This window comes from Streptomyces sp. PT12 (assembly GCF_003311645.1).
GTDB lineage: Bacteria > Actinomycetota > Actinomycetes > Streptomycetales > Streptomycetaceae > Streptomyces.
The window spans coordinates 16,347-40,158 of the sequence record NZ_QEST01000081.1 but is presented as its reverse complement, the minus strand read 5'-3'; the positions used below and the strand labels follow the sequence as shown (position 1 = coordinate 40,158).

The 23,812-nt window shown below is 71.3% G+C and carries 23 protein-coding genes and 1 pseudogene; 5 read left to right on the top strand and 19 right to left on the bottom strand.

Annotated features, from left to right (window positions below; translation table 11 throughout):
• Window positions 1-137 precede the first annotated feature (137 nt).
• The gene (locus DEH69_RS08820; RefSeq protein WP_113686350.1) at window positions 138-1,358 is read left to right on the top strand and encodes an ROK family transcriptional regulator; all 1,221 of its coding nucleotides are present in this window, start codon (window positions 138-140) and stop codon (window positions 1,356-1,358) included.
• Window positions 1,359-1,490: 132 nt separating this feature from the next.
• Here DEH69_RS08820 and DEH69_RS08815 read toward each other — a convergent pair whose 3' ends face one another.
• From DEH69_RS08815 to DEH69_RS08800, 4 genes are all read right to left on the bottom strand, one after another.
• Window positions 1,491-3,077, bottom strand: coding sequence for a polyamine aminopropyltransferase (locus DEH69_RS08815; RefSeq protein WP_113686349.1), 1,587 nt, complete (start codon window positions 3,075-3,077; stop codon window positions 1,491-1,493).
• Entirely contained in the window at window positions 3,074-3,514 is a 441-nt protein-coding gene (locus tag DEH69_RS08810; protein ID WP_230423469.1) for a DUF350 domain-containing protein, read from the bottom strand. Before DEH69_RS08810 ends, DEH69_RS08815 begins: the two co-directional genes overlap by 4 nt.
• A gap of 72 nt (window positions 3,515-3,586) precedes the next feature.
• Window positions 3,587-4,018, bottom strand: coding sequence for a DUF4247 domain-containing protein (locus DEH69_RS08805; protein WP_113686348.1), 432 nt, complete (start codon window positions 4,016-4,018; stop codon window positions 3,587-3,589).
• Window positions 4,015-4,539, bottom strand: coding sequence for a DUF2617 family protein (locus DEH69_RS08800; protein WP_258534541.1), 525 nt, complete (start codon window positions 4,537-4,539; stop codon window positions 4,015-4,017). The genes DEH69_RS08805 and DEH69_RS08800 overlap by 4 nt, the downstream gene beginning before the upstream one ends.
• Before the next feature lie 356 nt (window positions 4,540-4,895).
• Between DEH69_RS08800 and DEH69_RS08795 the strand changes: the two genes are divergently transcribed.
• On the top strand, window positions 4,896-5,849 hold the full coding sequence (locus DEH69_RS08795; RefSeq protein WP_113686346.1) for a helix-turn-helix domain-containing protein: 954 nt from the start codon (window positions 4,896-4,898) through the stop codon (window positions 5,847-5,849).
• 54 nt (window positions 5,850-5,903) lie between these two features.
• On the opposite strand, the gene DEH69_RS08790 is transcribed toward DEH69_RS08795, so the two are convergent.
• The 10 genes from DEH69_RS08790 to DEH69_RS08745 form a co-directional block, all read right to left on the bottom strand.
• The gene (locus tag DEH69_RS08790; protein ID WP_147255485.1) at window positions 5,904-6,452 is read right to left on the bottom strand and encodes a hypothetical protein; all 549 of its coding nucleotides are present in this window, start codon (window positions 6,450-6,452) and stop codon (window positions 5,904-5,906) included.
• Between the two features lie 36 nt (window positions 6,453-6,488).
• On the bottom strand, window positions 6,489-7,046 hold the full coding sequence (locus tag DEH69_RS08785) for a hypothetical protein (protein ID WP_113686344.1): 558 nt from the start codon (window positions 7,044-7,046) through the stop codon (window positions 6,489-6,491).
• 11 nt (window positions 7,047-7,057) lie between these two features.
• The gene (locus DEH69_RS08780) at window positions 7,058-9,241 is read right to left on the bottom strand and encodes a hypothetical protein (protein WP_113686343.1); all 2,184 of its coding nucleotides are present in this window, start codon (window positions 9,239-9,241) and stop codon (window positions 7,058-7,060) included.
• Between the two features lie 3 nt (window positions 9,242-9,244).
• Window positions 9,245-9,652: a hypothetical protein gene (locus tag DEH69_RS08775; protein ID WP_147255483.1), complete on the bottom strand. Its 408-nt coding sequence runs from the start codon at window positions 9,650-9,652 to the stop codon at window positions 9,245-9,247.
• 129 nt (window positions 9,653-9,781) lie between these two features.
• On the bottom strand, window positions 9,782-10,696 hold the full coding sequence (locus tag DEH69_RS08770) for an oxidoreductase (protein WP_113686341.1): 915 nt from the start codon (window positions 10,694-10,696) through the stop codon (window positions 9,782-9,784).
• A 41-nt stretch (window positions 10,697-10,737) separates the two neighbouring features.
• Window positions 10,738-13,056, bottom strand: a complete 2,319-nt coding sequence (locus tag DEH69_RS08765) for a glycoside hydrolase family 3 N-terminal domain-containing protein (protein WP_113686340.1) — start codon at window positions 13,054-13,056, stop codon at window positions 10,738-10,740.
• Window positions 13,057-13,087: 31 nt separating this feature from the next.
• On the bottom strand, window positions 13,088-13,903 hold the full coding sequence (locus tag DEH69_RS08760) for a carbohydrate ABC transporter permease (RefSeq protein WP_258534550.1): 816 nt from the start codon (window positions 13,901-13,903) through the stop codon (window positions 13,088-13,090).
• An 83-nt stretch (window positions 13,904-13,986) separates the two neighbouring features.
• A complete protein-coding gene (locus DEH69_RS08755; RefSeq protein WP_113686339.1) occupies window positions 13,987-14,889 on the bottom strand; it encodes a carbohydrate ABC transporter permease in 903 nt (300 codons plus the stop codon).
• 8 nt (window positions 14,890-14,897) lie between these two features.
• A complete protein-coding gene (locus DEH69_RS08750) occupies window positions 14,898-16,208 on the bottom strand; it encodes an extracellular solute-binding protein (RefSeq protein ID WP_113686338.1) in 1,311 nt (436 codons plus the stop codon).
• A gap of 380 nt (window positions 16,209-16,588) precedes the next feature.
• Window positions 16,589-17,620 carry a LacI family DNA-binding transcriptional regulator gene (locus DEH69_RS08745; protein WP_113686396.1) on the bottom strand — a complete coding sequence of 344 codons (1,032 nt, stop codon included), beginning with the start codon at window positions 17,618-17,620 and terminating at the stop codon, window positions 16,589-16,591.
• A gap of 132 nt (window positions 17,621-17,752) precedes the next feature.
• Between DEH69_RS08745 and DEH69_RS08740 the strand changes: the two genes are divergently transcribed.
• Window positions 17,753-19,156: an endo-1,4-beta-xylanase gene (locus DEH69_RS08740; RefSeq protein WP_113686337.1), complete on the top strand. Its 1,404-nt coding sequence runs from the start codon at window positions 17,753-17,755 to the stop codon at window positions 19,154-19,156.
• A 231-nt stretch (window positions 19,157-19,387) separates the two neighbouring features.
• Window positions 19,388-20,468: pseudogene (locus tag DEH69_RS08735) on the top strand (IS110 family transposase).
• Window positions 20,469-20,482: 14 nt separating this feature from the next.
• Here DEH69_RS08735 and DEH69_RS08730 read toward each other — a convergent pair.
• From DEH69_RS08730 to DEH69_RS08720, 5 genes are all read right to left on the bottom strand, one after another.
• On the bottom strand, window positions 20,483-21,016 hold the full coding sequence (locus DEH69_RS08730; protein ID WP_113686336.1) for a hypothetical protein: 534 nt from the start codon (window positions 21,014-21,016) through the stop codon (window positions 20,483-20,485).
• A gap of 77 nt (window positions 21,017-21,093) precedes the next feature.
• Window positions 21,094-21,267 (bottom strand): hypothetical protein, encoded by a 174-nt coding sequence (locus DEH69_RS31370; RefSeq protein WP_181727333.1) that lies wholly within the window; start codon window positions 21,265-21,267, stop codon window positions 21,094-21,096.
• A gap of 183 nt (window positions 21,268-21,450) precedes the next feature.
• Window positions 21,451-21,813: a transposase gene (locus DEH69_RS32500; protein ID WP_258534548.1), complete on the bottom strand. Its 363-nt coding sequence runs from the start codon at window positions 21,811-21,813 to the stop codon at window positions 21,451-21,453.
• Entirely contained in the window at window positions 21,714-22,256 is a 543-nt protein-coding gene (locus tag DEH69_RS32495) for a hypothetical protein (RefSeq protein ID WP_258534540.1), read from the bottom strand. The genes DEH69_RS32500 and DEH69_RS32495 overlap by 100 nt, the downstream gene beginning before the upstream one ends.
• Window positions 22,257-22,405: 149 nt before the next feature.
• Window positions 22,406-23,173 (bottom strand): TetR/AcrR family transcriptional regulator, encoded by a 768-nt coding sequence (locus tag DEH69_RS08720; protein ID WP_113686335.1) that lies wholly within the window; start codon window positions 23,171-23,173, stop codon window positions 22,406-22,408.
• A 139-nt stretch (window positions 23,174-23,312) separates the two neighbouring features.
• On the opposite strand from DEH69_RS08720, the gene DEH69_RS08715 reads away from it, so the two are divergent.
• Window positions 23,313-23,789 carry a nitroreductase/quinone reductase family protein gene (locus tag DEH69_RS08715; RefSeq protein WP_113686334.1) on the top strand — a complete coding sequence of 159 codons (477 nt, stop codon included), beginning with the start codon at window positions 23,313-23,315 and terminating at the stop codon, window positions 23,787-23,789.
• Window positions 23,790-23,812 lie beyond the last annotated feature (23 nt).

The window sequence follows — 23,812 nt, the reverse complement described above, 5'->3', positions numbered from 1 at the left end:
CTGGCGGACGCACCTGTCGTTTTGTCGAAGGTACCGCAGAGTTACGTCTACTTAACACGCAAAAGTACCGCTGTAATATCTCCTTCACAAGCTGAAGGGGGCGGGAATCCGAGATCCGGTGGGCGGGAAGGCAGTCCATGAACCAGGCGAGCGCGGGACACCTGCTGCGTCTGATCCGCGCGGGTCAGGCGTGCACCAGGGGAGAGCTGCAACGCGTCACGGGGCTCTCCCGCTCGACCGTCTCCCACCGCCTGGACCAGCTCTTCCGCGCGGGCTGGATCCGTGAGGCGGCGGGCGACCCGGTGGACGCGCCGACCGGAGGGCGCCCCTCGCTGCGCCTGACGTTCGACACGGGCCACGCGGTCGTCCTGTGCGCCGACCTCGAAACGCGCCACGCCCGCGCGGCCGTGCTCGACCTGGGCGGCACGGTGCTGGCCGAGCACGCGGGCGCGCTGATGATCAATCAGGGCCCCGACGAGGTGCTGGGGCGGCTGGCCCACTGGTTCGCGCTGCTGCTCGACAAGGCAGGGGTGCGCGTGGACGCGGTGTGCGGGATCGGCCTCTCGGTGCCAGGGCCCGTGCACCCGGTCTCGGGCGAGGTCGTGCAGCCGCCGATGATGCCGGGCTGGGACCGCTACCCCGTGGCGCGGCGGCTGCGGGAGGCGCTGGCCGCCGAGCTGCGCTTCGACGGCGCCTCACACATACCCGTCCTGCTCGAAAATGACGCGAACTTGATGGCTTTCGCCGAACAACGCCAGAATTTCGCCGATTGTTCGGCGTTTCTGCTGATCAAGGTGTCCACCGGCATAGGGGCGGGGGTCGTGGTCGGCGGCGAGATCTATCAGGGCATCGACGGCGCCGCTGGTGATATCGGTCACATCAGGCTGAGCCAATACGGGCACGCGCTGTGCCGCTGCGGCTCGTATGGCTGCCTGGCGGCGGTGGCCAGCGGGCGGGCGCTCGCCGAGCAGCTGACCGCGGCGGGCACGCCGACCGCGTCGGGCTCGGGGGTGCGCGACCAGCTGGCCGTCGGCCACCCGGACGCGGTGCGGCTCGCGCGCGAGGCCGGGCGCCTGGTGGGCGGGGTGCTGGCCACCGTGGTCACGCTGATCAACCCGGGCGTGCTGATGATCGCGGGCGACCTGGCGGGGCCGCCGTTCCTGACCGGGGTGCGCGAGACGCTCTACCAGCGGGCGATGCCAAGGACCACGGCGTATCTCCAGGTGGTCACCTCGCGCCTTGGCGACAGGGCGGGCCTGAGCGGGGCGGCGGCGATGGTGGTGGAGTCGCTCTACGCCCCCGACAGCGCGGACCGCCGCCTGGCCGCCCGTACGGCGACGAGCCCGGCCAGGGCGTAGGACTGGGCGTGTTGCGAGGAGATGTCGAACGTGTTTCTCCCGTGACGCGCCCGCGGCCCGCCCGTGACGCGCCCGCCGGGGCGCCGGGCCGACCGGCAGGAAGGGCGCATGGCCCGCCCGGGCAGGGCACCGCTAATCGAACTGCCACTCGCTCTGGGCGTATTCGAGCACCGCGGGGTCCATCAGCGTGCTCGGTCTGACGTCCCGCTCGCGGCGGTCCACCGGGAAGACCGTGGCCGCGCGCAGCACCGCGTCGTCGAGGAAACGCAGCTCCGGCGCGTCGGGCGCCAGCGCCAGCGGCGGCCCCGATGTCGCGGCCCCCGAGCTGAACCCCCCGCCCCGCCCGCCGCGCGCCTCGGCGGTGGCGAGCACGAAGCCCCAGTTCCCGAAGCTCGGCACGTCCACCTGGTACGGCGTCGTGCCAAGGCCCGCCTCGCGCAGCGTCGCGTCGATCGACCAGTAGGTGCGCGGCGCGAAGAACGGCGAGCCCGCCTGCACCACCACGCGCCCCTCGGGCGCGAGCACCCCGGAGAGCATCGCGTAGAACTCCACCGAGTACAGCTTCGCCGTCGCCATGTCCTCCGGGTCGGGGAAGTCGACCAGCGCCGCGTCGAAGCCGCCGGGCGCCTCGCGCAGCCACGTGAACGCGTCCTCGTTGACCACCGTGACCCTCGGGTCGGCCAGCGCGTCGCCGTTCAGCTCGCGCAGCGGGCCGTACTCCTCGGCAAGACCCGTCATCGCCCCGTCGAGCTCGACGAGCGTGACGCGTTCCACGTCGTCGTAACGCAGCACCTCCCGCAGCGCCAGCCCGTCGCCGCCGCCCAGGATCAGCACGTCGGAACGGTCACCCGCGAGCGCCGGGTGTGTCAGCGCCTCGTGGTAGCGATACTCGTCGAGCGATGAGAACTGGAGGTCGCCGTTGAGGAAGAGCCGCAGGTCCTCGGCCTGCGTGAAGCCGAGCGAGCGCGTGATCACGATCTCCTGGTACAGCGTGCGCTCCGCGTGCACGATCGGGTCGCGGTACAGCCGCTGCCGCGCGGTGACCTCGATGTCCTCCGCGTACGCGTACACCACGCCGAGGACCGTGAGCACGGTCGCCATCCCGGCGAGCAGCCCGCCGCGCACCACCGCGCGCAGCTGCCGCCTGAAGATCCACACGACGGCCGCGACGCCCACGACCGCGTTGACAGCGCCGACCACGAGCGCCCCCTTGAGCTGCCCGAACGTCGGCAGCAGCAGGAGCGGGAAGGACAGCCCGCCGACCAGCGCGCCCAGGTAGTCGACCGCGAACATGTCCGCGACCGCGCCGCCCGCCTCCTGCCGCCTGATGCGCTGGAGCATCGTCATCAGCAGCGGGATCTCCGCGCCGATCAGCAGCCCCACGACGGACGCCACGACGATCATCGCCGGGGTGTAGATGTTCAGCCACGCGAACATCACATAGAGCAGCAGCACGGAGAGGCCGCCGACCAGCGCGAGGATCCCCTCGACCACGGCGAACGCGCCGACCGCGCGCCGTTGCAGCGGCTTGGCCGCGAGCGAGCCGATGCCCATGGCGAAGACCATCACGGACAGCACGAGCGAGGTCTGGAAGACCGTGTTCCCGATGAGGTAGCCGCCCAGCGCGACCAGCGCGAGCTCGTACGCCAACCCGCAGGCGGCGCACAGGAACACGGTCAGCAGCAGGAGGAACCGCGCCACCCTGGGGCGCGGACTCACGAAAGCGCCGCGCCGACCATGAGCGCCGTGCCGAGGTACACCGCGCCCTGCACCCACGCGGCCGGGTGCGGGCGCCCGTCCTGGTCCTCGAGCACGCGCGCGCCCATCGGGCCGGGCGTGATAGCGCCGACCACGAGGAAGACCAGGGTCATCACCACGACGCCCGCCAGGCCGTAGAGCCCGGTGGAGAGCAGGCCGTAGTCCAGGCCCGCCTCGGACTCGCTCGCCCTGATCGCCTCGGCGACGATCCAGCCCACGCCCGCCATCTCCGAGCCGAGCACCACGGCCGCGCCCTTGTTGCGCTCGGACCAGACCACCTTGAACAGGTGCCCCGGCGTCACCAGGTCGAGCGCGACGAACGCCACCGCCATGACGGCGAAGCCGACCAGGCCGTAGAGCACGGCCTGCCCGGCGGACTCGACTATCTCTTCCACCATGTTGTTCCCACTCCGTACTCTCTCGTCGCTTCCTCGTTCGGTCCCTTGCGTTCCCTCTGCGTGCGCGGGCCGCTACTTGCCCGAGCCGGGGCCGCCGCCCCTGAAGTCGCCGCCGCTGCTGCTCTGCGAGACGGGCCACCGGCTGAGGTGGGTGCTGTAACGCGAGCGCATGCGGTCGTAGTCGCCGACCTCGATCTCGCTGCCGCCCACGGTGCGCGGGGCCACCGCCACGATGTCGTCGTCGTACCAGAGGAAGACCATGTCCTCGCTCGTGATGCGGTCCTCGGGGCCCCGCTCCTCGGCGATCTCCCCCGCGACGCGCGTCGGGGCGTCAGCGGGGTCCTCGTAGAGGTCGGTCCGCACCCGGTCGTATGTGCTGGCTATCCAGGCGCGCGGCGCGTCGTCGTCATCGTCGTCGCCACCGCCGCAGCCGCTCAGCAGCAGCGTGCCCGCCACGGCCGCCGCCGCGACGATCCTGGTGCGCTTCACGGGAGTTCGCTTCACGGGCCCTCCAGCCGAGTCCGGGTTTCCACGATCTGGCCGGTCCCCGGGTACGCGTGCCAGGTCTGCCAGATGATGACGTCCGCCTCCCGCCGCGCGGCGAGGGCGGTGATGGCGTCGGGCGAGCCGGGGAAGACGCCGCACAGCGCGCCGGGGCGCTCGGCCGTCGTGCGGCGCAGCCGCTCGGCCTCGGCCGCGAACGCCTCGGGCGCGTGGCGGTGGACGCGCGAGCCGAACCGGTAACGCCACCCCGCGATGTCCCGCTCCACCGCACGGGGCGGCCCCCCGCCCGGCTCGCCCGGCAGACACGCGAGCGTCTCGGCGACGGGCCCCGCGAACACCTGGTGCGACGCGCCGAGCAGCCGCAACTCCACGGAAACGCCGCGGAGTTCCAGCCGGGTGACGGCCAGGGCCGGGCGCGCGGGCAGCCCGATGGCGAACGACAACTCCTCGGCGCTGGTGTCCAAATAGGGCGTGACCAGGCGTATACCGCCCGCGCCGACGCCCCCGCCCTCGGCGGCCAACTCGACTCCCCCGCCACTCGTTCCCCGGTGTTTTCGGCGCCGAGTATGGCACGGGACCATGCCAACTCCGAGGGACGGTTACACCATTGGGACATGCCGGGGCCACAGTGGTGTCCGGCACGCGCCCGGAGGACGCGCCGTGGCCTCAAGAAAGGGTCCCTCAGCTACCCCCGGCGTGTCTGGTAAACAGCGGCGGCGAAGCGGAGCCGACGCTGTTCCCCCCGTACCGGGCGGTGCCGGACGGCCCCACCTTCGCGGACAACCGGGCCATCGGGCGAATCATTTCGGCGTAGGCTGAAACTCCGTGGTCAAGCGGGCGGGGTGATGCAAGGCTTGTTGCACAAGGAGGGCGCTCGGTGCTGCGGATCCATCTCACCGGCGAGGACCTGGCCCGCATCCGCGTCGCGGACCGTCCCGATCCGCTGTGGGAGACGGTGCTCAGCACGCACCGCTTCCGCGACCGGCGAGGGACGCACGTCTACGGCGGCTGGCGCGAGGGCGCGCGGCGGCGGCTCGGCGCCCTGCCCGGCACGTTGCGCGCCCTGATACCGCCGACGGGTTACTTTCCGGACTTCCTCAACCCCCCGCAGGCAGCGGAGAGTTGGGACAGCGGCCTGGACGCCCTGCGCGCCACGCCGCGCCGCCGCCTGGCCGCCGAGATATCCCGCCTCGACCCGGCGACGCCGTTCCACGGCTGGCTGCGCGCTCTCGCGGGCGGCGACCGCGAGGCCGTCGAGCAGCTGGCCACGGACCTGGCGCGTTACCACCGCACGGCGCTTCAGGCCGACGCGTCGGTGTGGGCCCGCGTGCACGCCGATGTGGCCGCGGACCGCGCGGTCCGCGCCCGCGACCTGATGGCGGGCGGCGCACAGGGCCTGCTCGAGGGCATGCGCCCGGTCCTGCGCTGGAACGCCCCCGTCCTCGAGGCGCCCTACCCCGTGGCGCGCGACCTCCACCCGGGCGGCCGGGGCCTGTTGCTCGTCCCTTCGTTCTTCTGCTCCCGCCGCCCCGTCACCTACGCGGACGACGGCCAGACCCCGGTGCTCGTGTACCCCATCGAGCACACGCCGCCAACTCCCGGCAGCCCGACGGCACTTCCCCGCCTCCTCGGCACGACCCGCGCCCGCGTCCTGCGCTGCATCGGCAATGGCACGACCACGGGCGAGCTGGCCCGCAGCGCGGCGGTGTCCCCCGCGTCGGCCAGCCAGCACGCCCGCGTCCTCCGCGACGCGGGCCTGATCCACTCCACGCGCCGCGGCAGCGAGGTGCTGCACACCCTGACCCCGCTGGGCCTCGAACTGCTGAGGTGAACGCTGTGCCCGCGGCGGGAGTGGCAACGGCGTGGACGGGGAGGGCGCAACGCCTCAGCCCTCGCCGTGCTCCTGGCACGGCGTCATTTCCAGTGCGCCTGCGAGGAAGGGGTGGATGATTTGGGAGAGTGCTTCCACGGACTCCTGGTCGTCACCTGGGTGTTCGGCTTCCACGATGACGCGCAGCTCTGTGATGGAGGGTTCGCCGCTTGGGCCTGGCACGGTGCAGGGCGCGATGGCCTTGGCCACGCCGGGCCAGACGAGCGCTTCGTGGTCGCCCGGCACGGTCTCGGCGTCGTCCAGGCTGAGATCACCCAGCTCCCACCGGTCGAACGAGACGGTACCGGACGCGTCCGCCGCCACGAAGACCTCGCCGTCGACGGACAGCCTGCACTGGCGCAGCGGGTCGGTTGTGAAGTCCTTGAACACCTGCTCGGCGTCCAACTCGGAGCCGTTGGGGAAAAGCGGCGCGTAGAGCTCCTGGTCCATGTCGACGCCGCAGAAGGTGTCGGGAAGTGTGTATTCCCGCTCCTCCGCTCCCGCGCAGGCGGACACCAGGAGTGCCGAGCCCAGGACGCCGAGCGCGCGCATGCCATTCCTCATCACGGATTTCCTGACGGTGGATCCCAAGGGAACGCGTCAGTCCTCGCCGTGCTCCTGGCACGGCGTCATTTCCATGGCCCCGGCCATCAACGGCTGGACGAGACCGGCGAGCACGTCCTTCGACTCCTCGTCGTCGCCGGGGTGTTCGGTCTCCAGGACGAGCTTCAGTGTCTCGATGGTGGGCTCGCCCCCAGGACCCGGGACGGTACAGGGTGCCAGGGCCATGGCCACGCCCGGCGAGACGCGCGCTCCGAACTCTCCCGGCACGGTCTCCGTGTCATCCGGGTCGAGTGGGCCCAGGTCCCACGATTCGGTGTCGCCGAATGAGCCGGTGCCGGTGGATTCCGCGGTCAGGATGATCTCGTCGTCCACCGACATGCGGCAGAAGCGGACCGCCAGATTGCCGAACTCGTCGAACGACCGGCTGACGCTCAGCTCGGAACCCCCCGGAAAGAGAGGCGCGTACAATTCCTCGGGCATGTCGACACCGCAGAAATCGCCGGGCAGCGCATAGTCACGCTCTTCCGAACCTCCGCACCCCACCGCCGTCACGGACACCGCCAGGGTGGCGCCCGCCAGGCACAATCTGCGCATGCCTCTCCTCGTTACTGCTGTGTTTCCGGAAGTTCCCACTCAATGCGCTCCGTGAAGTTCTCCAACGTGGCGATCTCCGCCGTGTTGCGCAGAATCCGCGCCCCGTCACTGTCGGGGCCGTACCGCGCCTCGGCCGCCACGGTCACGGAGTTGCCCGCTGAGGCGAGGGCCGAGCGGTAGTCCGCCATGTAGCCGCTCTCGGCGTCCCCAGCGGCCTGTTCGCTGTTGTCGCGTTCGAGGGTGGAGAAGATGGAGTCGGACAGCTCGCCCACGCCCCATTCGATGACCGGGCCCGCGACCGGATAGCGCTCGGCGGCCCGTCCCACGGCCTCGTCCAGGATCACCCCGGTCCAGTCCTGGACCATCGTCACTCGGTCGTTGTGTGCCTGGTCGCTCTCGATCACCTCCTCGAAGGCGGCGTTCGCACGGGCCTCGCTGAGGATTCCCGCCACCTGCGCCCCGGGGGCCACGGCCTGGTACACGACTTCCTCCCTGCTGATGTTCGGGGGGAGTTCCAGGCCCATCGCGTAATCCACCGCAAGCGTCGTGTATGCCTGCTGGGCGCCGGTGACGATGCCATGGGCCTCCTGATCGCCGCTCAGTTGCACCAGGAATGCCCGGATCTCCTCCGGCGATCCGAGAGCGACGTGCCCCTCGTTCGGGGGATTGATCTCAAGCCCGCTCAACTGCTGCTGAAAATCCCCCATGTACGCCCCCGTCATCCGTGCCAGCTCGGGGCGCAGGGGGGCGAACGGGCCTTCGTCGGCGATCAGTGACGCGTCGTTCTCCGCGAACTTCTCGAACGCCATCTCCATGATCCGGCGGCCGCCGTGCGTCAGGTGGAGCTGGGTCGGGCGTTCGTCGGCGGGGACGCCCGTCGTCGCGGCCTGGAGTGCCGCGCCGAAGCCGTCGAGCGTGGACGGGATGTCCACGGCGCCGGTCGGGCTGATCCGCATGCTGAGCTGGGACCACTCGCGGTCGTCGATGAGGTAGGCGAGGCGGCCGTTGTCGCCAGCCGGGTCGAGGTAGGCGGTGGCGATGCCCGGCTGGTCGGCCATGATGCCGAGGACCGTGTCCATCGGGTCGGTCCGCAGCCACTCCAGGTCCGACGCGTCGAGGCCGTCCACGCCGATGTCGTCCGTGCCATGGGCCCAGATGCCGGGGTCGCCGCCGAGGGACGGGTCCTCCGCGGCGCGGATGTTGTCGCCGAGGTCGTGCAGCAGCCGGGCCGACCAGGCCGCCTCGCCGCCGTCCATCACGCTCAGCAGCAGCTGGTACCCGCGCACCTCGTGGTCGGACAGGTCCTCCACCAGGTGACCCGCCCGACCGGCCTCGTCCAGCTCGGTCATGAACTCCCGGTAGAACGCGTCCTGTTGCGGCGTGGCCGGGCCCGGCAACGTGGTGCCCGTCGCCAGCAGCGTCCGCAGGTGGTCCTGGAGCGGCCCCGAGTCCTGCCAGGTGTGGGCCGCGAGGTCGACGAAGCCGTCCCCGCCGAGCCCGTCCAGCAGCTCACGGGCGAACTCCGGGTCGTGCGCCTCCAGTTCGAGCAGACGGTTCAGCTCGTCCCGCTCCGCCTCCGAGAGGGCGTCGCCCGCCGCGAGCCGGTCGGCCAACTCCCGTGCCCGGCCCGCCAGTACCTCGTCGGTCGTGTCGTCGGCCGCGCCGTTGAAGATGCCCGCGCGTCGGCCGTCGCGCTCCGTCGTGAGCCGGGTCAACGCCAGGTGCAGGCTCTCGTCGGCCTGGCACACGGCCTCCACGGCCCGGCTCAACTCGCCCTGCCAGGCGCTGCGTTCGCGTTCCAGGCGGGTGGACTCCGTGTCGTTGGCCCAGTCGGGGTCGAGCAGGACCCGACCGTCGCCGCTGACCCCGAAGCCCTCGGCCCTGATGTCGGCGGCCACGGACTCCAACGCGCCGCGCAGCCGCACCAGCTCGGCCTTGCCGTCGCGGAGCACCCGCGCGATCGCCAGGGCCTCGGCCTTCGCCGCGTCCAGCTCCTCCTCGGGCACCGAGAACCGGAAGCTGGCCGCCTCGGCGCTCTCCCCGACCCACAGGTCCTCGTGCCCCGGCAGGGAGGCGACCTCGCTGCGGTAGCGCCGCGCGACCTCGGCGAACCCCTCGGACGCGGCCTCCAGCTCGCTCGCCGCGGTCTCCAGGACCTCGAAGTCCTGCTCGATGATCTCGCCGTAGCCCGGCATGGCTCACTCGGTCCCGTCGACGAGGCCGAGCCGCGTGAGCTGGTGCGCGATCTCCAGCTCGCCGCCCGCGAAGTCGTTGGACGTGCCGCGCAGCGCCTCCGCCTCGGCGCCCAGCTGGGCGGTCAGCAGCTCCACCTTGCCCGCCCAGGTGTCGGCGACGGTCCGCAGGCCCGTGGCCGACGCCCACCCGCTCATGCGTGCCGACGCGGACTCCAACTCGCCCACGGGCCGGTCGCCTTCGCGGCGCGCGTCGGGCAGCAGCTCCGTCTGGAGGAAGTCGGCCGCCGCGCGCTGCGCGTCCGAACGCACCGTCAGCCGGTCCCCGCCCGTGCCGCCGCCTGGCAGCGGCAGCGGCTGATCACGGGCCTCGGCCTGTAACCTGGCCCACTCCTCGTCGAACGATCCCATCATCCCCCCACAGAACGACCCCACAGAACGACCCCACAGAACGACCCCACAGAACGAGCCCACAGAACGACCCCGCGCAACGCGCCGCGGAACGAGCCGCGTCCAGGGCGATGCTACGCCGTCGGGCGGGGCTCACCCCTCCCACCGCACCCCCGTCAGCTCCTCGGACGCCCGCCACAGGGAGGCCGCCGTCCTGGGGTTGCGGGTCCAGGGGGCGCGCCAGGGGCCGCCGGGGCCGCCCCTGGGGGTGCGCGCGCCCAGCACGCTCGGGCCCGTGAACGAGTCGGGGGCGATCGCCGGTGCCGTCGCCGCGTACAGCGACGGTGTCGCGCCCGCCTCGGGTGGCGCGGCCGCCAGGCGGTGGGCGAGCCGCGCGGGCCGCCTGCGCGGGCCCCGCGCGGGCAGCCCGGTGTCGGTCCAGCCAGGGTGGACGGCCCAGCCAGGGTGGACGGCCGCGGCCACCACGTCGCGGCCGCGCAGGCGGCGGGCCAGCTCGTGGGTGAAGAGGAGGTTGGCCGTCCTCGATCGGCCATAGGCCACCCAACGCCGGTAGCGGCGCTGGGAGTTGAGGTCGCGCAGATCGATGTTGGCGATGAGGTGGAGCAGGCTGGAGACGGTGACCACGCGGGAGCCCGGCGAGGCGACCAGGCGGTCGAGCAGCAGCCCGGTCAGGGCGAAGTGCCCCAAGTGGTTGACGCCGAAGTGCATTTCGAAGCCGTCGGCCGTCTCGGCATAGGGAACGGCCATCAGCCCTGCGTTGTTGATGAGCAGGTCGAGCCGCCGCTCGCCCCACTCCAGCGCGAACGCCCGTACGGAGGCCAGGTCGGCGAGGTCGAGGAGCTGTGTCTCGGCCCGGGCCTCGGGGACTTCGCCGAAGAGGCGTTCGAGCGCGTCCTGGCCGCTCCGCTGGCTGCGGCAGGCCAGGACGGTACGGGCGCCGCGCCGGGCGAGCTCGCGGGCGGTGACATAGCCGAGTCCGCTGCCCGCGCCCGTCACCACCGCGGTGCGGCCCTTGAGGTCGGGGATGTCGCGTACGGTCCAGCCCATTTCCCCAGGGTAGGCCGCGGCCGCGGTGGGTGGCGAGGCGCTTACGCTCCGTTTGTGCGCGCGGTCGTCCGCGCGGTGGCCCGCACGGTGGCGGGGCAGCGCAGGCGGCGGTCGTGGCCCACATGGCGCTCGGGTCCCGTCAGGGTGAGCGGGACCGAGTGCCGCAGGTCGCCGCTCGACGCGCCGAACCGCAGTTCGAGCGCGCCGGGTTCGACCACGTGGTGGCCGTTTCCGAGGCTGTAGCCCGCGAGTTCGGCGTGGAACGCGAACGCGACCTCGGCACAGGAGCCGGGCGCCAGGTCGACGCGGGCGTAGCCGATGAGCCGGTTGACCGGGCGCGCGGTCCTGGCGACCGGGTCGTGCAGATAGAGCTGGACGACCTCGGTCCCGGCCCGCTCGCCGGTGTTGGTGACGGTGACGCGCGCGGTCGTCGCCCCGTCGGTGTCCAGCGCGTCGGCGTCGGCCCCGGCGTCGCTCCAGGTGAACTCCGTGTAGGACAGGCCGTGTCCGAACGGGTAGAGCGCGCCGGGGTCGATGCTGCTGGCGTCGCCGCGCTGGCCGAGCGGCGGCGCGAGATACGTCCACGGCTGCGCGCCGGTGTGCCGTGGCACCCCGACCGGCAGCCGCCCCGACGGGTTGACCCGTCCGGAGAGGACCCCCGCGACCGCGCTGCCGCCCTCCTCGCCGGGGAAGAACGCCTGCACGCAGGCGGCGAGGCGATCGGCCCACCGGCCAAGCGCATAGGGTCGGCCGGTGAGCAGCACCAGGACCACAGGAACGCCGGTGGCCAGCAGCTCGTCGAGCAACGTCCCCTGGTCGTCGGGGAGTTCGAGGTCGGTGGCATCGCAGCCCTCGCCCGAGGTGCCGCGCCCGAAGAGCCCCGAGCGGTCCGCGGCGACCATGACGCACACATCCGCGCCCACCGCGTCCGCGGGCCGCGTCACGACGTCGATGTCCGCGTCGGGCAGCTCGGCGCGCAGCGCCTCGACCGGCGTCCTGATGGGGAGGCCCACGGGCAGCTCGGGGTGGCGGATCCCGACGTGCCGGGGGAAGGTGTAGCAGCCCATCAGGGGCGCGATGTCGTCGGCGAGCGGCCCGGCCACCGCGATGCGCCCGCGCGGCGCGAGCGGCAGCGCGCCCTGGTCGTTGGCCAGCAGCACCACGGACTCCTCGGCGATGCGCCGGGCCACCTCCCGCATCGCGGGCGGGTCGAGGTCGACGGTGCCGCCGTCCGCGAGCGCGGGCGGCACGGGCGACCAGTCCGGGTCGAGCAGGCCGAGCTCCGCCTTCTGGCGCAGCACGCGCAGCACCGCGCGGTCCACCAACTCCTCGGCGACCTCCCCGGATTGGACCGCCTTGAGCAGCGGGGTGCCGTAGCAGCGCTGCGCGGGCAGCTCGACGTCGACGCCCGCGGCGAGCGCGAGCACCGCGGCCTCGGCGGGGGAGCCCGCGACGCGGTGGGTCAGCTCGAGGAAGGAGACGGAGAAGTAGTCGGAGACGACCGTTCCCGTGAACCCCCAGTCCTCCCGCAGGAGTTGGGTGAGCAGCCGGGGGTCGCCGCTGGTCGGCACGCCGTCGATGTCGTGGTAGGCGGACATGACGGAGCGCGCCCCGCCCTCGCGCAGCGCCATCTCGAACGGCGGCAGCACGACATCGGCCAGCTCGCGCGGGCCCATCGAGACCGGGGCGTGGTTGCGGGCGCCGCGCGAGCTGGCGTGTCCGGCGAAGTGCTTGAGGGTGGAGACGATCCCGGCGGACTCCAGGCCCCTCACATAGGCGGTGCCGACGGTGGCCACCAGGTAGGGGTCCTCGCCGATGGTCTCCTCGGTGCGTCCCCAGCGCGGGTCGCGCGTGACGTCGAGGACGGGGGCCAGGCCCTGGTGGACGCCGACGGCGCGCATCGAGGCGCCGATCAGCCGGGCTGCCTCCTCGATCAGCTCGGGGTGGAAGGAGGCGCCCCAGGCCAGCGGGGTGGGGAAGATCGCGGCCCGCCAGGCGGCGAACCCGGTCAGGCACTCCTCGTGGACCAGCGCGGGGAGGGCGAAGCGGTTGGCGGCGGCGATCTTCCGCTGGTCGTCGGCGAGCGCCCGCGCCTTCTCGGACGGATCCACGGGGGCCGTGCCGAACGGGCGGGTCAGCTGGCCGAGTCCGTGCGGCAGCAGGGCCGACAGGTCGGGGGACCCGGAGTTGACCTGGCTCTGCATGGGCGCCACGTCGGCGTCGTCGTCGTGCCCGGCGTCCGAGCCCGGCCAGAGGCCGACGAGCTGGGCGAGCTTCTCCTCGAGGGTCATGGCGGACAGCAGCTCGGCGGCGCGGGTCTCGGCCGGGAGCGAGGTGTCCTGCCAGGGGCGGTGGTGCATAGGGCTCCTTGTCGGATGCGGACGGCGCTGGTCAGCGACCGCCGACGCCCATCAGGCCGTTGATCAGCTGCCTGCGGGCGAAGAGATAGGCGGTGAAGATCGGCACGATCGACAGGACCACGGCCGCGAGCAGCGAAGGGATGTCGGTGCGGAACTCGCCGACGAAGTCGTACAGGCCGAGGGTGAGTACCCGGGTCTCCGGTGACTGGGTGAGGATCAGGGGGAAGAGGAAGCCGTTCCACGCGTTGAGGGCGGAGAAGACCGCGACGGTGGAGATGCCCGCCCTGGAGACGGGCACCACGAGCTGGAGGAGCATGCGGACCTGGCTCGCGCCGTCGAGAGCCATGGACTCGTACAGCTCCTCGTCGATGTCGCGCATGGTGCCGACCAGGATGAGCACGCCCACCGGCAGGGAGAACGCCGCGGTGGGCAGGATGATCGCCAACAGCGTGTCGTAGAGCTGGAGTTCGGTGATGATGAGATAGACGGGGATGATCACGGCCTGGGAGGGGATCGCCAGGCCGAGCAGGAAGAGCTGGAACACCCGCCCCGACAGGCGCGACCGGGTGCGCACGACGCTGTAGGCGACGGTCACGGCGAGCGTCACCGCGATGGCGGCGCACGCGAGGGTGACGACCAGGGTGTTGAGCAGATAGCGCGGGAAGTCGCCCTCGAGCACGGTCCGGTAGGCGTCGAACGTGATGTCGTCGGGGAGGGAGAGCGGGCCGTTCTCCAGGTATGACTGGCGCGTCTGGATCGTGGAGACGATCAGCACATACAGCGGCACCACCACGATGCCCAGCCAGATCAACGCCGCGAGGGCGCCGGGGTAGTTGGCGCGCGGCAGGCGGAACGGCCGCCGCGCGCGGGGGCGTTCGTGCGGCGGGCGTTCGTCCCTCAGGCGCGCGGGGCGCTTGTCGACGGTGCTGGTCACATCCCCTCCCGGGTGCTGCGCATCCTGGTGAACCCGGTCAGCCGCACCAGCAGCAGGGACGCCGTGGTGGCCACGACGACCAGGGCGCAGGCGATCGCGCTCGCATAGCCGAGGTCGAACGCCGCGAAGCCGGTGTCGTACATCAGGTACGGCACGATCTCGGTGGCGTCCCCGGGGCCGCCGCGGGTGAGGATCAGGACGGTGTCGAAGTAGGTGAGGGCGCCGACGACCATCAACACCGTTGAGGTGACGATGGTGTTGCGCAACTGTGGCAGCGTGATGTGGAAGAACTGCCTGATGGTGCCCGCTCCGTCGATCGACGCGGCGTCGTAGAACGAGCGCGGGATCTGCCGGGCGCCGCCTTGGTAGATGAGCATGTGGAACGGGATGAATTGCCAGCCCGTGACGAAGAGGATCGCCGCGAAGGCGCCCTGCGAGCTGCCGAGCAGGTCGGCGCTCTCCAGGTCGAACCAGTCGGCGATGTCGGCGGCGAGGCCGAAGTTGGGGTCGAAGATGGTGCGCCACAGCAGGGCGAGCGCGACGGACGAGGCGAGCAGCGGCAGGAAGAAGATGGCCGAAAGCACGGCCCTGTTGCGCTGGCGCCCCGCCGCCCACACGCCGAGCAGCAGCGTGATCGGGGTCTGGGTGAGCCAGGTCAGCGCCGTCAGCAGCAGGCTCAGCCAGACGGCGTTGCGCATGCTGTCGTCCTCCCAGAGCCTGGTCCAGTTGTCCAGGCCCGTCCAGGAGGGGTCGCTCAGTCCGTCCCAGTCCGTGAAGGACAGGTAGGCGACGATGCCCATCGGCGCGGCGGCGAAGAACGCGAAGAAGAGCACGCCCGGGATCGCCCAGGCGATGCCTGGGCGACCGGCGCGCGGAGCTTTGGACGTCTGCTGCTTCACGGGGCGCCCTACAACTCCTGCATGGAATCGACGAATTCCTGGGGGCTCAGCTGTCCGCTGAACAGCTGGTCGATGGCGTCGATCATCGGGGCGGACTGGGAGGCGGGCAGTGCCTGGTCCCAGGAGAGGGTGAAGCTGGCGGCGTTCTCCACCATGTCGTACTGGAACTGGGCGAATTCGGGGTTGGGGCTGCTGCCGATCAGGTCCACGGCGTTGGAGGTGGTGGGGATGTCGCCGTTGTCGATGAGCGCCTGGGCGTAGTCCTCGTCGCCGTGCAGCTTGAGGAACTCCATGGCGGCGTCGAGGCGTTCGCCCTCCACCTGGGAGTTGACCGACCAGTAGTTGGTCGGGTTGCCGACCACGGCCGAGGGGTCGCCCACGCCCTCTGGCAGCGTCGGGAAGGTGGTCCAGGCGAGGTCGTTCTCGGCGAACTCCGGCTGGTTGGTGAGCTGGTTGGAGTACTCCCAGCTGCCCATCAGGTGCATCGCGGCCTCGCCCGACGCGAAGAACGTCGGGGCGCCGTCGTTGGTGGTGGCCACGGAGCGGAAGTCGTTGCCGAACGCGCCCGAGTCGACCAGCTCGACGACGGTCTCGGCGGCGTACAGCATCGCCGGGTCGCCCCATGCGCTCGCGTCGCCGTTGCGGATGCGGTCGAAGACCTCGGAGCCGCCCTGGCGGTCGAGCAGGTACTCGAGCCACATCATGTTGGGCCAGATGTCCGCGCCGCCGAGCACGACGGGGGTGATGTCGTCCCGCTGGAAGGCGTCCACAGCGGTGAGGAAGTCGTCCCAGGTCGCGGGGGCTTCGAGGCCCGCCTCGTCGAAGAGGGTCTGGTTGTAGAAGAGGATGACGGGCTGCACGCCGCGCATCGGGACGCCGTAGTAGCGCCCTTCCACCGCGCCCGCGTCGAGGATCGTCGGGATGAACGCGTCGCGGAACTCGGGGTCGTCATCGAAGTACGGCGTGAGGTCCACCAGCATGTCCTCGGCCACGAAGTCGCTGATGGAGCCGCCGCCCCAGTTGAAGAAGATGTCCGGCGCGTTGGGCGTGCCCATCGCCGTGCGCATGCGGTCCTGGTAGCTCTCGCCCGGTATCTGGGTGAGCTCGATGTCGATGTCGGACGTCTCGTTGAAGCGGTCCACGAACTCCTGCTGGATCGTGGACGAGCCGTCCTGGTAGACCCACACCTCGAGAGCGTCACCGCCGCCACCGGGTCCGTCGCTGCCGCACGCAGCGAGGGTGGGGGCGGCCAGCGCGAGAACGGCCGCCGCCGCCAGGGTTCTGGGCCGCCGGGGTCGCCACGGGTCAGAGCTTCGCATCGCACACCTTCCGGAAACTCGCCGAAAATTATCGGGCAGGTGCCGGGGAAGTTACGGGGGTGGTGCCCTTCGCGTCAACGGTGCGTGCGACAACAAGTCGATTAAGGCGCCGAGTCGGGCGCGGGCCGGGCGCGGGCGCGGGCGGCGAGCCGGGCGGGCCGTCGCGTCGGGCCCCTCGTCCCGGGGCCCTTGGCCCCTGTTGTGAAAGTCCCTCCTGCCCCGCGACGCCTGGCCCGCGCACTCGCTGCGTTGCCGAATCACCCACGTGCTCCCCCGGACTTCGTCCGGGAGGTGCCCCCGAGCACGAGGGCGATCCGGCGCCTTGCGATCGCACGCACCAGACGCCACAGGGCACGCCCTTCGGGCGGACGGCGCTACTTTCACGACAGGACCTGGCGGCGCTGGGGCGGCGCGGCGCTCGACGCCCTCACCACCAGCTCGGTCGCCAGCTCGAGCCTGGGCGAGTCAAGCTCCTCGCCGCGCGCCTGGCGCAGCACCGTGCGCGCCGCCACCTTGCCCATCTCGGCCAGCGGCTGGCGGACGGTCGTCAGCGGCGGAGCCGACCACCGCATTTCCGGAAGGTCGTCGAAGCCGACGATCGAGACATCCTGCGGAACGCGGAGTCCGCGCTGCCGCAGCGCCTCGATCGCGCCCATCGCCATCTGGTCGCTCGAGGCGAAGACGGCCGTGGGCGGGTCGTCGAGCTCCATCAGCCGCCCGCACCCGGTGAACCCGGTCTCGTGGTAGAAGTCGCCTGGCACCATGAGCGACTCGTCGATGGCCACCCCGGCCGACTCGAGCGCCGCGCGGTAGCCGTCGAGCCTGGCCCTGCTGCACAGCAGCCGCGGCGGGCCCGCGATGAACCCGATCCTGCGGTGGCCGAGTTGGAGCAGGTGCTCGGTGGCCGCGAGGCCGCCCGCCCAGTTGGTCGCCCCCACGGTCGGCGCGTCGAGCGCGAGCGTGCCAGCCGGGTCCACCACGACGATCGGCACCCCGAGCCGGTGCAGCTCCTTGTGGAGCACCGGCTCGAGCGCTGAGGTCACCAGGATCACGCCGTCGGAGGCGCGCGCCCGCAGGTTGGTCATCCACTGCCGCGCCGCCCCCGCCCTGTCGTGGATGGCCGAGACGACCGTGCCGACGCCCGAGGCGTGGGCGACCTCCTCGACGCCGCGGATGATCTCCACGGCCCACGGGCTGTCGAGGTCGTTGAAGACGAGGTCGAGCAGCGCCGCCCGGTCGCCAGGGGCGTGCGTGCGCCGTCGGTAGCCGTACTGCCGCAGCAGCTCCTCGACCTTGGCCCGCGTCTGGGGTGCCACGTCCGAGCGCCCGTTGACCACCCGGGACACGGTGGGCACGGAGACCCCCGCCTCCCTGGCGATGGCGGTGATCGTCACCTTGCGTTCCCCTGTCATGAGCACCTCTTCTGCTGGGCTCCGCTGTCCGGAAGTTTTTCAACATTATTCCGGAAGGGTTGACGCGTCCAAGAGCGCCCCATACAACGGTGATCGTCAGCCTGCGGGGGCATGACAGTGAAAGGGGTACTCATGCTATCCCTGGTGCGCAAAGCCGCGGTCGTCTTCGCGGCCGGGGCCTTGCTCTCCGGCGCGATGCACGCCAGCGCACAAGCCCAGGATCCGTCCACCACCCAGGCCGCCACGCTGCGCGAGGCGGCCGATGAGCAGGGGATATTCGTGGGGACCGCCGTCAACGACGGCCGCCTCGGCGACTCCCGTTACAGCGGCATCGCGCGTGACGAGTTCAGCAGCGTCACCGCGGAGAACGTCATGAAGTGGGAGTCGGTCCAGCCCTCCCGCGGCCAGTTCACCTACGCGGGCGGCGACCGTCTGGTCGACTTCGCGCAACAGAACGGCCAGCAGGTCTGGGGCCACACCCTCGTGTGGCACAGCCAGCTGCCCAGCTGGGTGTCCAACGGCGGCTTCAACGCCACCGAGCTCAACCAGATCATGGTCGACCACATCACCAACGTCGCGGGCCGCTGGGCGGGCGACATCGCCTACTGGGACGTGGTGAACGAGGCGTTCAACGAGGACGGCACCTTCCGCCAGTCGGTCTTCCAGACGACGATCGGCCAGCAGTACATCGCCAACGCCTTCCAAGCCGCGGACGCCGCCGACCCGAGTGCCAAGCTCTGCATCAACGACTACAACATCGAGGGCGACAACGCCAAGAGCGACGGCATGTACGCCCTGGTGCAGAGCCTGCTGAGCCAGGGCGTGCCGATCGACTGCGTCGGCATCCAGTCCCACCTCATCCTGGACCAGATCCCCGGCACGATGCAGCAGAACATGCAGCGCTTCGCCGACCTGGGCCTCGAAGTCGTGATCACCGAGCTCGACATCCGCATGGACACCCCGTCCGACGCGACCCGACTGGCCCGCCAGGCAACGCAGTTTGGGCAGGTCGTGGGCTACTGCCTGGCCGTGGACGGCTGCTCGGGCGTCACGGTGTGGGGCATCAGCGACGCCGACTCCTGGATCCCCGACGTGTTCCCCGGCGAGGGCGCGGCGTGCCTGTGGGACGACAACCTCAACCCCAAGCCCGCCTACAACGGCGTCCTCACCGCCCTCGGCGGCACACCAGGCGGCGGCGAGCCCGGCCCCGGCCCGGATCCCGAGCCTGGCGACTGCCGTGCCACCTACCAGGTGGCCAGCCGCTGGAACAACGGCTCCGTGGTCAACGTCAGCGTCACCGTCGCAGCGGCGGTGAACGGCTGGACGGTCGGCTTCGCCCTGCCATCCGGCTCGGTCACCAGCTCGTGGAACGCGGACGTCGCCCAGAGCGGCACCAATGTCACGGCGCGTAACCTGTCGCACAACGCGAACGTTGGCGCCGGACAGTCGCTGAGCTTCGGCTTCCAGACCAACAGCGGCACGCAGTACGCCACTCCCCAGGTCACCCTCAACGGAACGGCCTGCGCCGCCGCCTGACAGTGAGGATGTTCATGAGCGTTCCCCGGCGGGGTCTGACCCACCGCCTGACTGACTCAGGGTCCTCGACGGGATCTGTCGGCCCTGGCCGGGGGACGCTCGTGTGTATCCGCTGGACCGGGGGCGTGACTTCATAAGAGCCTGGCCAGAGGCCCCATCACTGTCTTGTCCGCCCTCCCGGCCGGTGGGTGCCTCCCGCCCGGTCGAATGGAGAGGACGGCACAGTCCACGATGGCACAGCACCAGGTCGAGGTCACCGGCCGCGTCGACACGCACAAGGACACCCATATCGCGGCGGCGGTCGACTCCGCGGGCCGCGTCCTGGGCTCGGCCCAGTTCCCCGCCACCGCGCTCGGCTACCGTCAGCTGCTGACCTGGCTCCGTTCCTTCGGAGTCCTGCTGATGGTCGGGGTCGAGGGGACCGGTGCCTACGGCGCCGGGCTCGCCCGCTACCTGCGCGAAAACGACGCCGCGGTGGTTGAGATCGACCGCCAGGACCGCAAGACCCGCCGCTGGCAGGGCAAGTCCGACCCGGTCGACGCGGAGGCGGCGGCCCGGGCCGCGCTGGCCGAACGCCGCACCGGTACACCGAAGTTCCTTGACGGCCGGGTCGAGGCCCTGCGGGCCCTGCGCGTGGCCCGCCGCAGCGCCATCCAGCAGCGCTCGGACGTGATGCGGCAGATCAAAGAACCTGATCGTCACCGCCCCGGAAGGCGTCCGCACCATGCTGCGGCACCTGAAGGACAAGGACCTCCTTGCCGTCTGCGCGGGCTTCCGCCCGAGCCTCGGGTAGGCCGGTGACCCGGTCACCGCGACGAAGATCGCTCTGCGGTCCCTCGCCCGCCGCCACCGCGACCTGGGCGAGGAGATCGACGAGCTGGACGAGCTGACAGCCCCGCTCACCAAGGAGATCAACCCGGCCCTGACCGAGCTGAACGGCGTCGGCCCGAACGTCGCCGGCCAGCTGCTTGTCACCGCCGGCGACAACCCCGGCCGGCTCCGTTCCGAGGTCGCGTTCGCGATGCTCTGCGGGGCCGCCCCACTGCCCGCCTCGTCAGGCCGCACCCACCGCCACCGCCTCAACCGCGGCGGCGACCGAGCCGCGAACGCGGCCCTCTACCGGATCGTGCTCTGCCGCCTGCGCTGGGATCAGCGCACCAAGGACTACATGGAACGACGCACCAAAGAGGGCCTGTCGAAGAAGGAGATCATCCGCTGCCTCAAGCGGCTCATCGCCCGCGAGATCTACCACGTCCTGACCACCACGAACGCCACAGCAACGGCCATGAGCCACCCCACAACCACTGCTTGACATCCGTAAAAGCATCAGTGACGACACTTCCTCCTACCCAGCTTGCTGAGGGTCTTCCGGAGGGAGAAATCTCCCGGAATCCCGCGCTCCGCAAGGGCCGTCAGGCCCGTTTCCGGGTCGTACACGACCTGAACGAGGAGCCCCTCGGCGAGATGAGTCCCCGTCCCCGGCCGCAAGCCCTGGCGGACGAACGCATCGAAGGGTTGAACGCCGACCCCCGGTGTCACGTGCAGCCAGGTGTCGTACCAGTCCCGCCGGGGGGCGTCCTCGCTGCCTTCACCCCACGACCCACGGTATTTCGTTTGATTGATCTCCGCGGTGGCGGGGAGACCATTGCGATACAGGTGGACACGGATGCGACCGCCGACCTGCCAGCGTGCCAGGAAGAACACTCCACTTACGACGGGAAGGAACAACATGCGCGTCCCGGACGCGGGCGAATCCGCTGGGATCACCATGAGGATAGGAAGGAGGAACAGCACGGCCCAGGAGACGAGAATTCCCCATGCCAGCCAGGAGAATGATCGCCACATCCAGACTTCGGCCATCGCGCCGAGTCCCCCTCTCGTGCGCCACTCTGCTGGAGCTGTGCGGAGTCCACCGCATCGCCCGAGCCGACGCGCGATCACGAGCGCCGCCCCGACCGGGCACAGTACCAGCGCCGTTTGTGCCACACCAGATGAAGCCCTCGTTCCCCGCGGGGCAGGCCCCGTGGCCGGGTGAGGGCCCGGCCCTTCACCCGCACGACGGCCAGGCCGTCCAGGTCCAGCAGCACCGTCGCGTCGCTATCGTTGTCCAAGCCCGTGGTTCCGTGGTGATCGTTCTGCGTCGAGAACAGAAATGATCACTCACGACCTCGGCCGGGCGATTCCGTGCTGGTCCAGGTAGCTCTGGAAGGCGGTCGGCGGTCGGGACGAAGGTGCTTCTCCGGCCGTCGGCTGAGGCGCTCGATGTTCGCGGCGATGGCTGTGAACACATGCTGTCAGTGGGCCTTGTGCTGTCCTCGGTAGCGGCAGCGGCGCATGCCGTGTCCGTGAGCGAGCTCGTTGATGGTGCCTTCCACTCCGGAGCGGACCGCATAGCGGGCCTGCCTTTCGGGTGTCTGCTGCTCGGCGCGGACTTGGAGTTGCAGGTCACGGAGTTCTCGCGGGGGAAAGCCCACGCCTCGGGCGCTGTCGGCGGTGGTCGTGCAGCGGGTGCGGACCGGGCAGGGACGGCACTGGCTCTTGGTGAACCGTGCCACGATCAGAGGTGCCGCGGTGGGTGAGGAGGTCGGATAGGGGCCGTGCCATCCCGCGCTGGTCTCGCCCTGCGGGCAGGTGACCTGACCGCGGTCGAAGTCGATGCGGAAGTCGTCGCGGCCGAAGCCGTTGTTCCTGCGGTTCTGCGGGTGGTGTTGACCGGCAGTGGGCCGGTGACCGTGACCTGGTGTTCGCGGGCTGCCTGTTCCAGACGGACCAGGGAGGTGTAGCCGCCGTCGACCAGGTGCTCGGCGGGCAGCAGCCCGTGGCGCTTGAGCCGGGTGTGGATGCCGGGCAGCGCCTTCGCGTCATAGCCGGTGGCGTCGGTGGTGGCCACATCCGTGATCACGTTGACGCCGTCAGGGGCACAGGTCTCGGTGAGATGTGCGACGAACCCTTTCCAGCGGGTGACGTGTCCGCGACGTGCGTAGCGGGCGGTCGGGTCGCAGGGCGAGACGACCGCGACGGCCGAGGGCGGCAGCCCGCCGTCCTCGGCGGTGCGCCAGCGAAGGCGCCCGGCCCCTTCGCGGTAGTAGTTCTGCACCATAACGGGCACCTCGACAACTGCATCGGTCCTTGAACAGGGTCGAGCATGCCCGTTGATCACGCGCCCGCCGGGGATCCTCAAGATCCCCGACAGAGTCAAGCTCAGACGCAGCGGAGGGTGGTATCAGTCGGTGGAAGCGATTGAGCTGGTCAGTAGCGCGGTGAAGACTTCGGATGGGGTGCGGTAGCCCAGGATACGGCGGGGGCGGGCGTTGAGTTCGGCGGCAGCCCCGCACCCTCCGCCAGCCTCCGCGCCTGGTGCGCGAACAGCTCGGCGCGCGAACGCTCGATCACCCCCGTGAACTGGCCGAACACCTCGAAGCCCACCAGGCCGACCAGCTGCGCCCAGCTCGCCACGACCGCCGCCATCACGGGCGCGGACACCCCCGGCGCATGCTCCTCGACCAGGGCTCGCGCCTCATCCGCCAGCGCGTCGGGCAGCGGCCCGCCGGGCACGGGGCCCAGCAGCCCGTCCTCCGCCGCCTCCCTCGCGACCCGGGCCAGCGCGAACGGAACGCGCCCACCGGGGGCGTTGGTGTCGGGCGGTGCCGCGTACCCGGGCACGGGCGTGCCATGGATCAGCGCGAACTCGTGCGGATGCGCCAGCGCCCAGGCGCGCACGCCCACGCACACCGCGACCCAGCGCTCGGCGGGCGCCGAGCGCGGCGCCGCGTCGAGCGCCCCCTCGGCCGCCTCGCCCAGCGCGTCGTACGCCTCCACGATGAGCGCGGTCAACAGGTCGTCGCGGCTGGGGAAGTAGCGGTAGAGCGCCGACGACACCATGCCGAGCTCGCGCGCCACGGCGCGCAGCGACAGCTTGGCCGCCCCGTCCACGGCGAGTCTGCGTCGCGCCTCGTCCATGATCGCCGCGGTCACCTCGCGCCTGGCCCGCTCCCTGGCCCCCTGGATCGCCGTCATGGGGCGCAGTCTAGCCAGCGGGTGGAGCAACGTTCAAAAAGGAGAGCGGTGCTCTTGCTTTTGGCCACCGCTTCCGGCAGGCTTCCCGGCAGAAGAGAGAGCACCGCTCTCGCAAACAGCGCGACCGAGGAGCCATGCCATGGGCGAGCGCCCGTACACCAAGAAGCCCGGCCGTCTCACCACCCACGTCCTCAACCGCGCCGTGGCCTTTCTCACCCGGCGCGGGATCAGCCTGTGGGGCTCGCGCGTCCTGGCCGTGCGCGGGCGCACATCGGGTGCCTGGCGCACCACCCCCGTCAACCTGCTGACGTTCGGCGGCGCCCAGTACCTCGTCGCCCCGCGCGGCCATGTGCAGTGGACGCACAACATGCGGGCCGCGGGCGGCGGTCGGCTGATCCTCGGCGGAAAGGCGGACGCCTTCACGGCCGACGAGGTCGCCGACGCCGACAAGCCCGAGCTGCTGCGCGCCTACCTCAGACGCTGGAAGTGGGAGGTCGGCGCGTTCTTCCGGGGCGTCGGGCCCGACTCGTCGGACGAGGAGCTGCGCCGCATCGCCCCCGACCACCCGGTCTTCCGCGTCACGCTGACCGGACCGGCCGACGTCCCGCGCCCCTGACCGCCCCGCCCCCGTCCACCGCG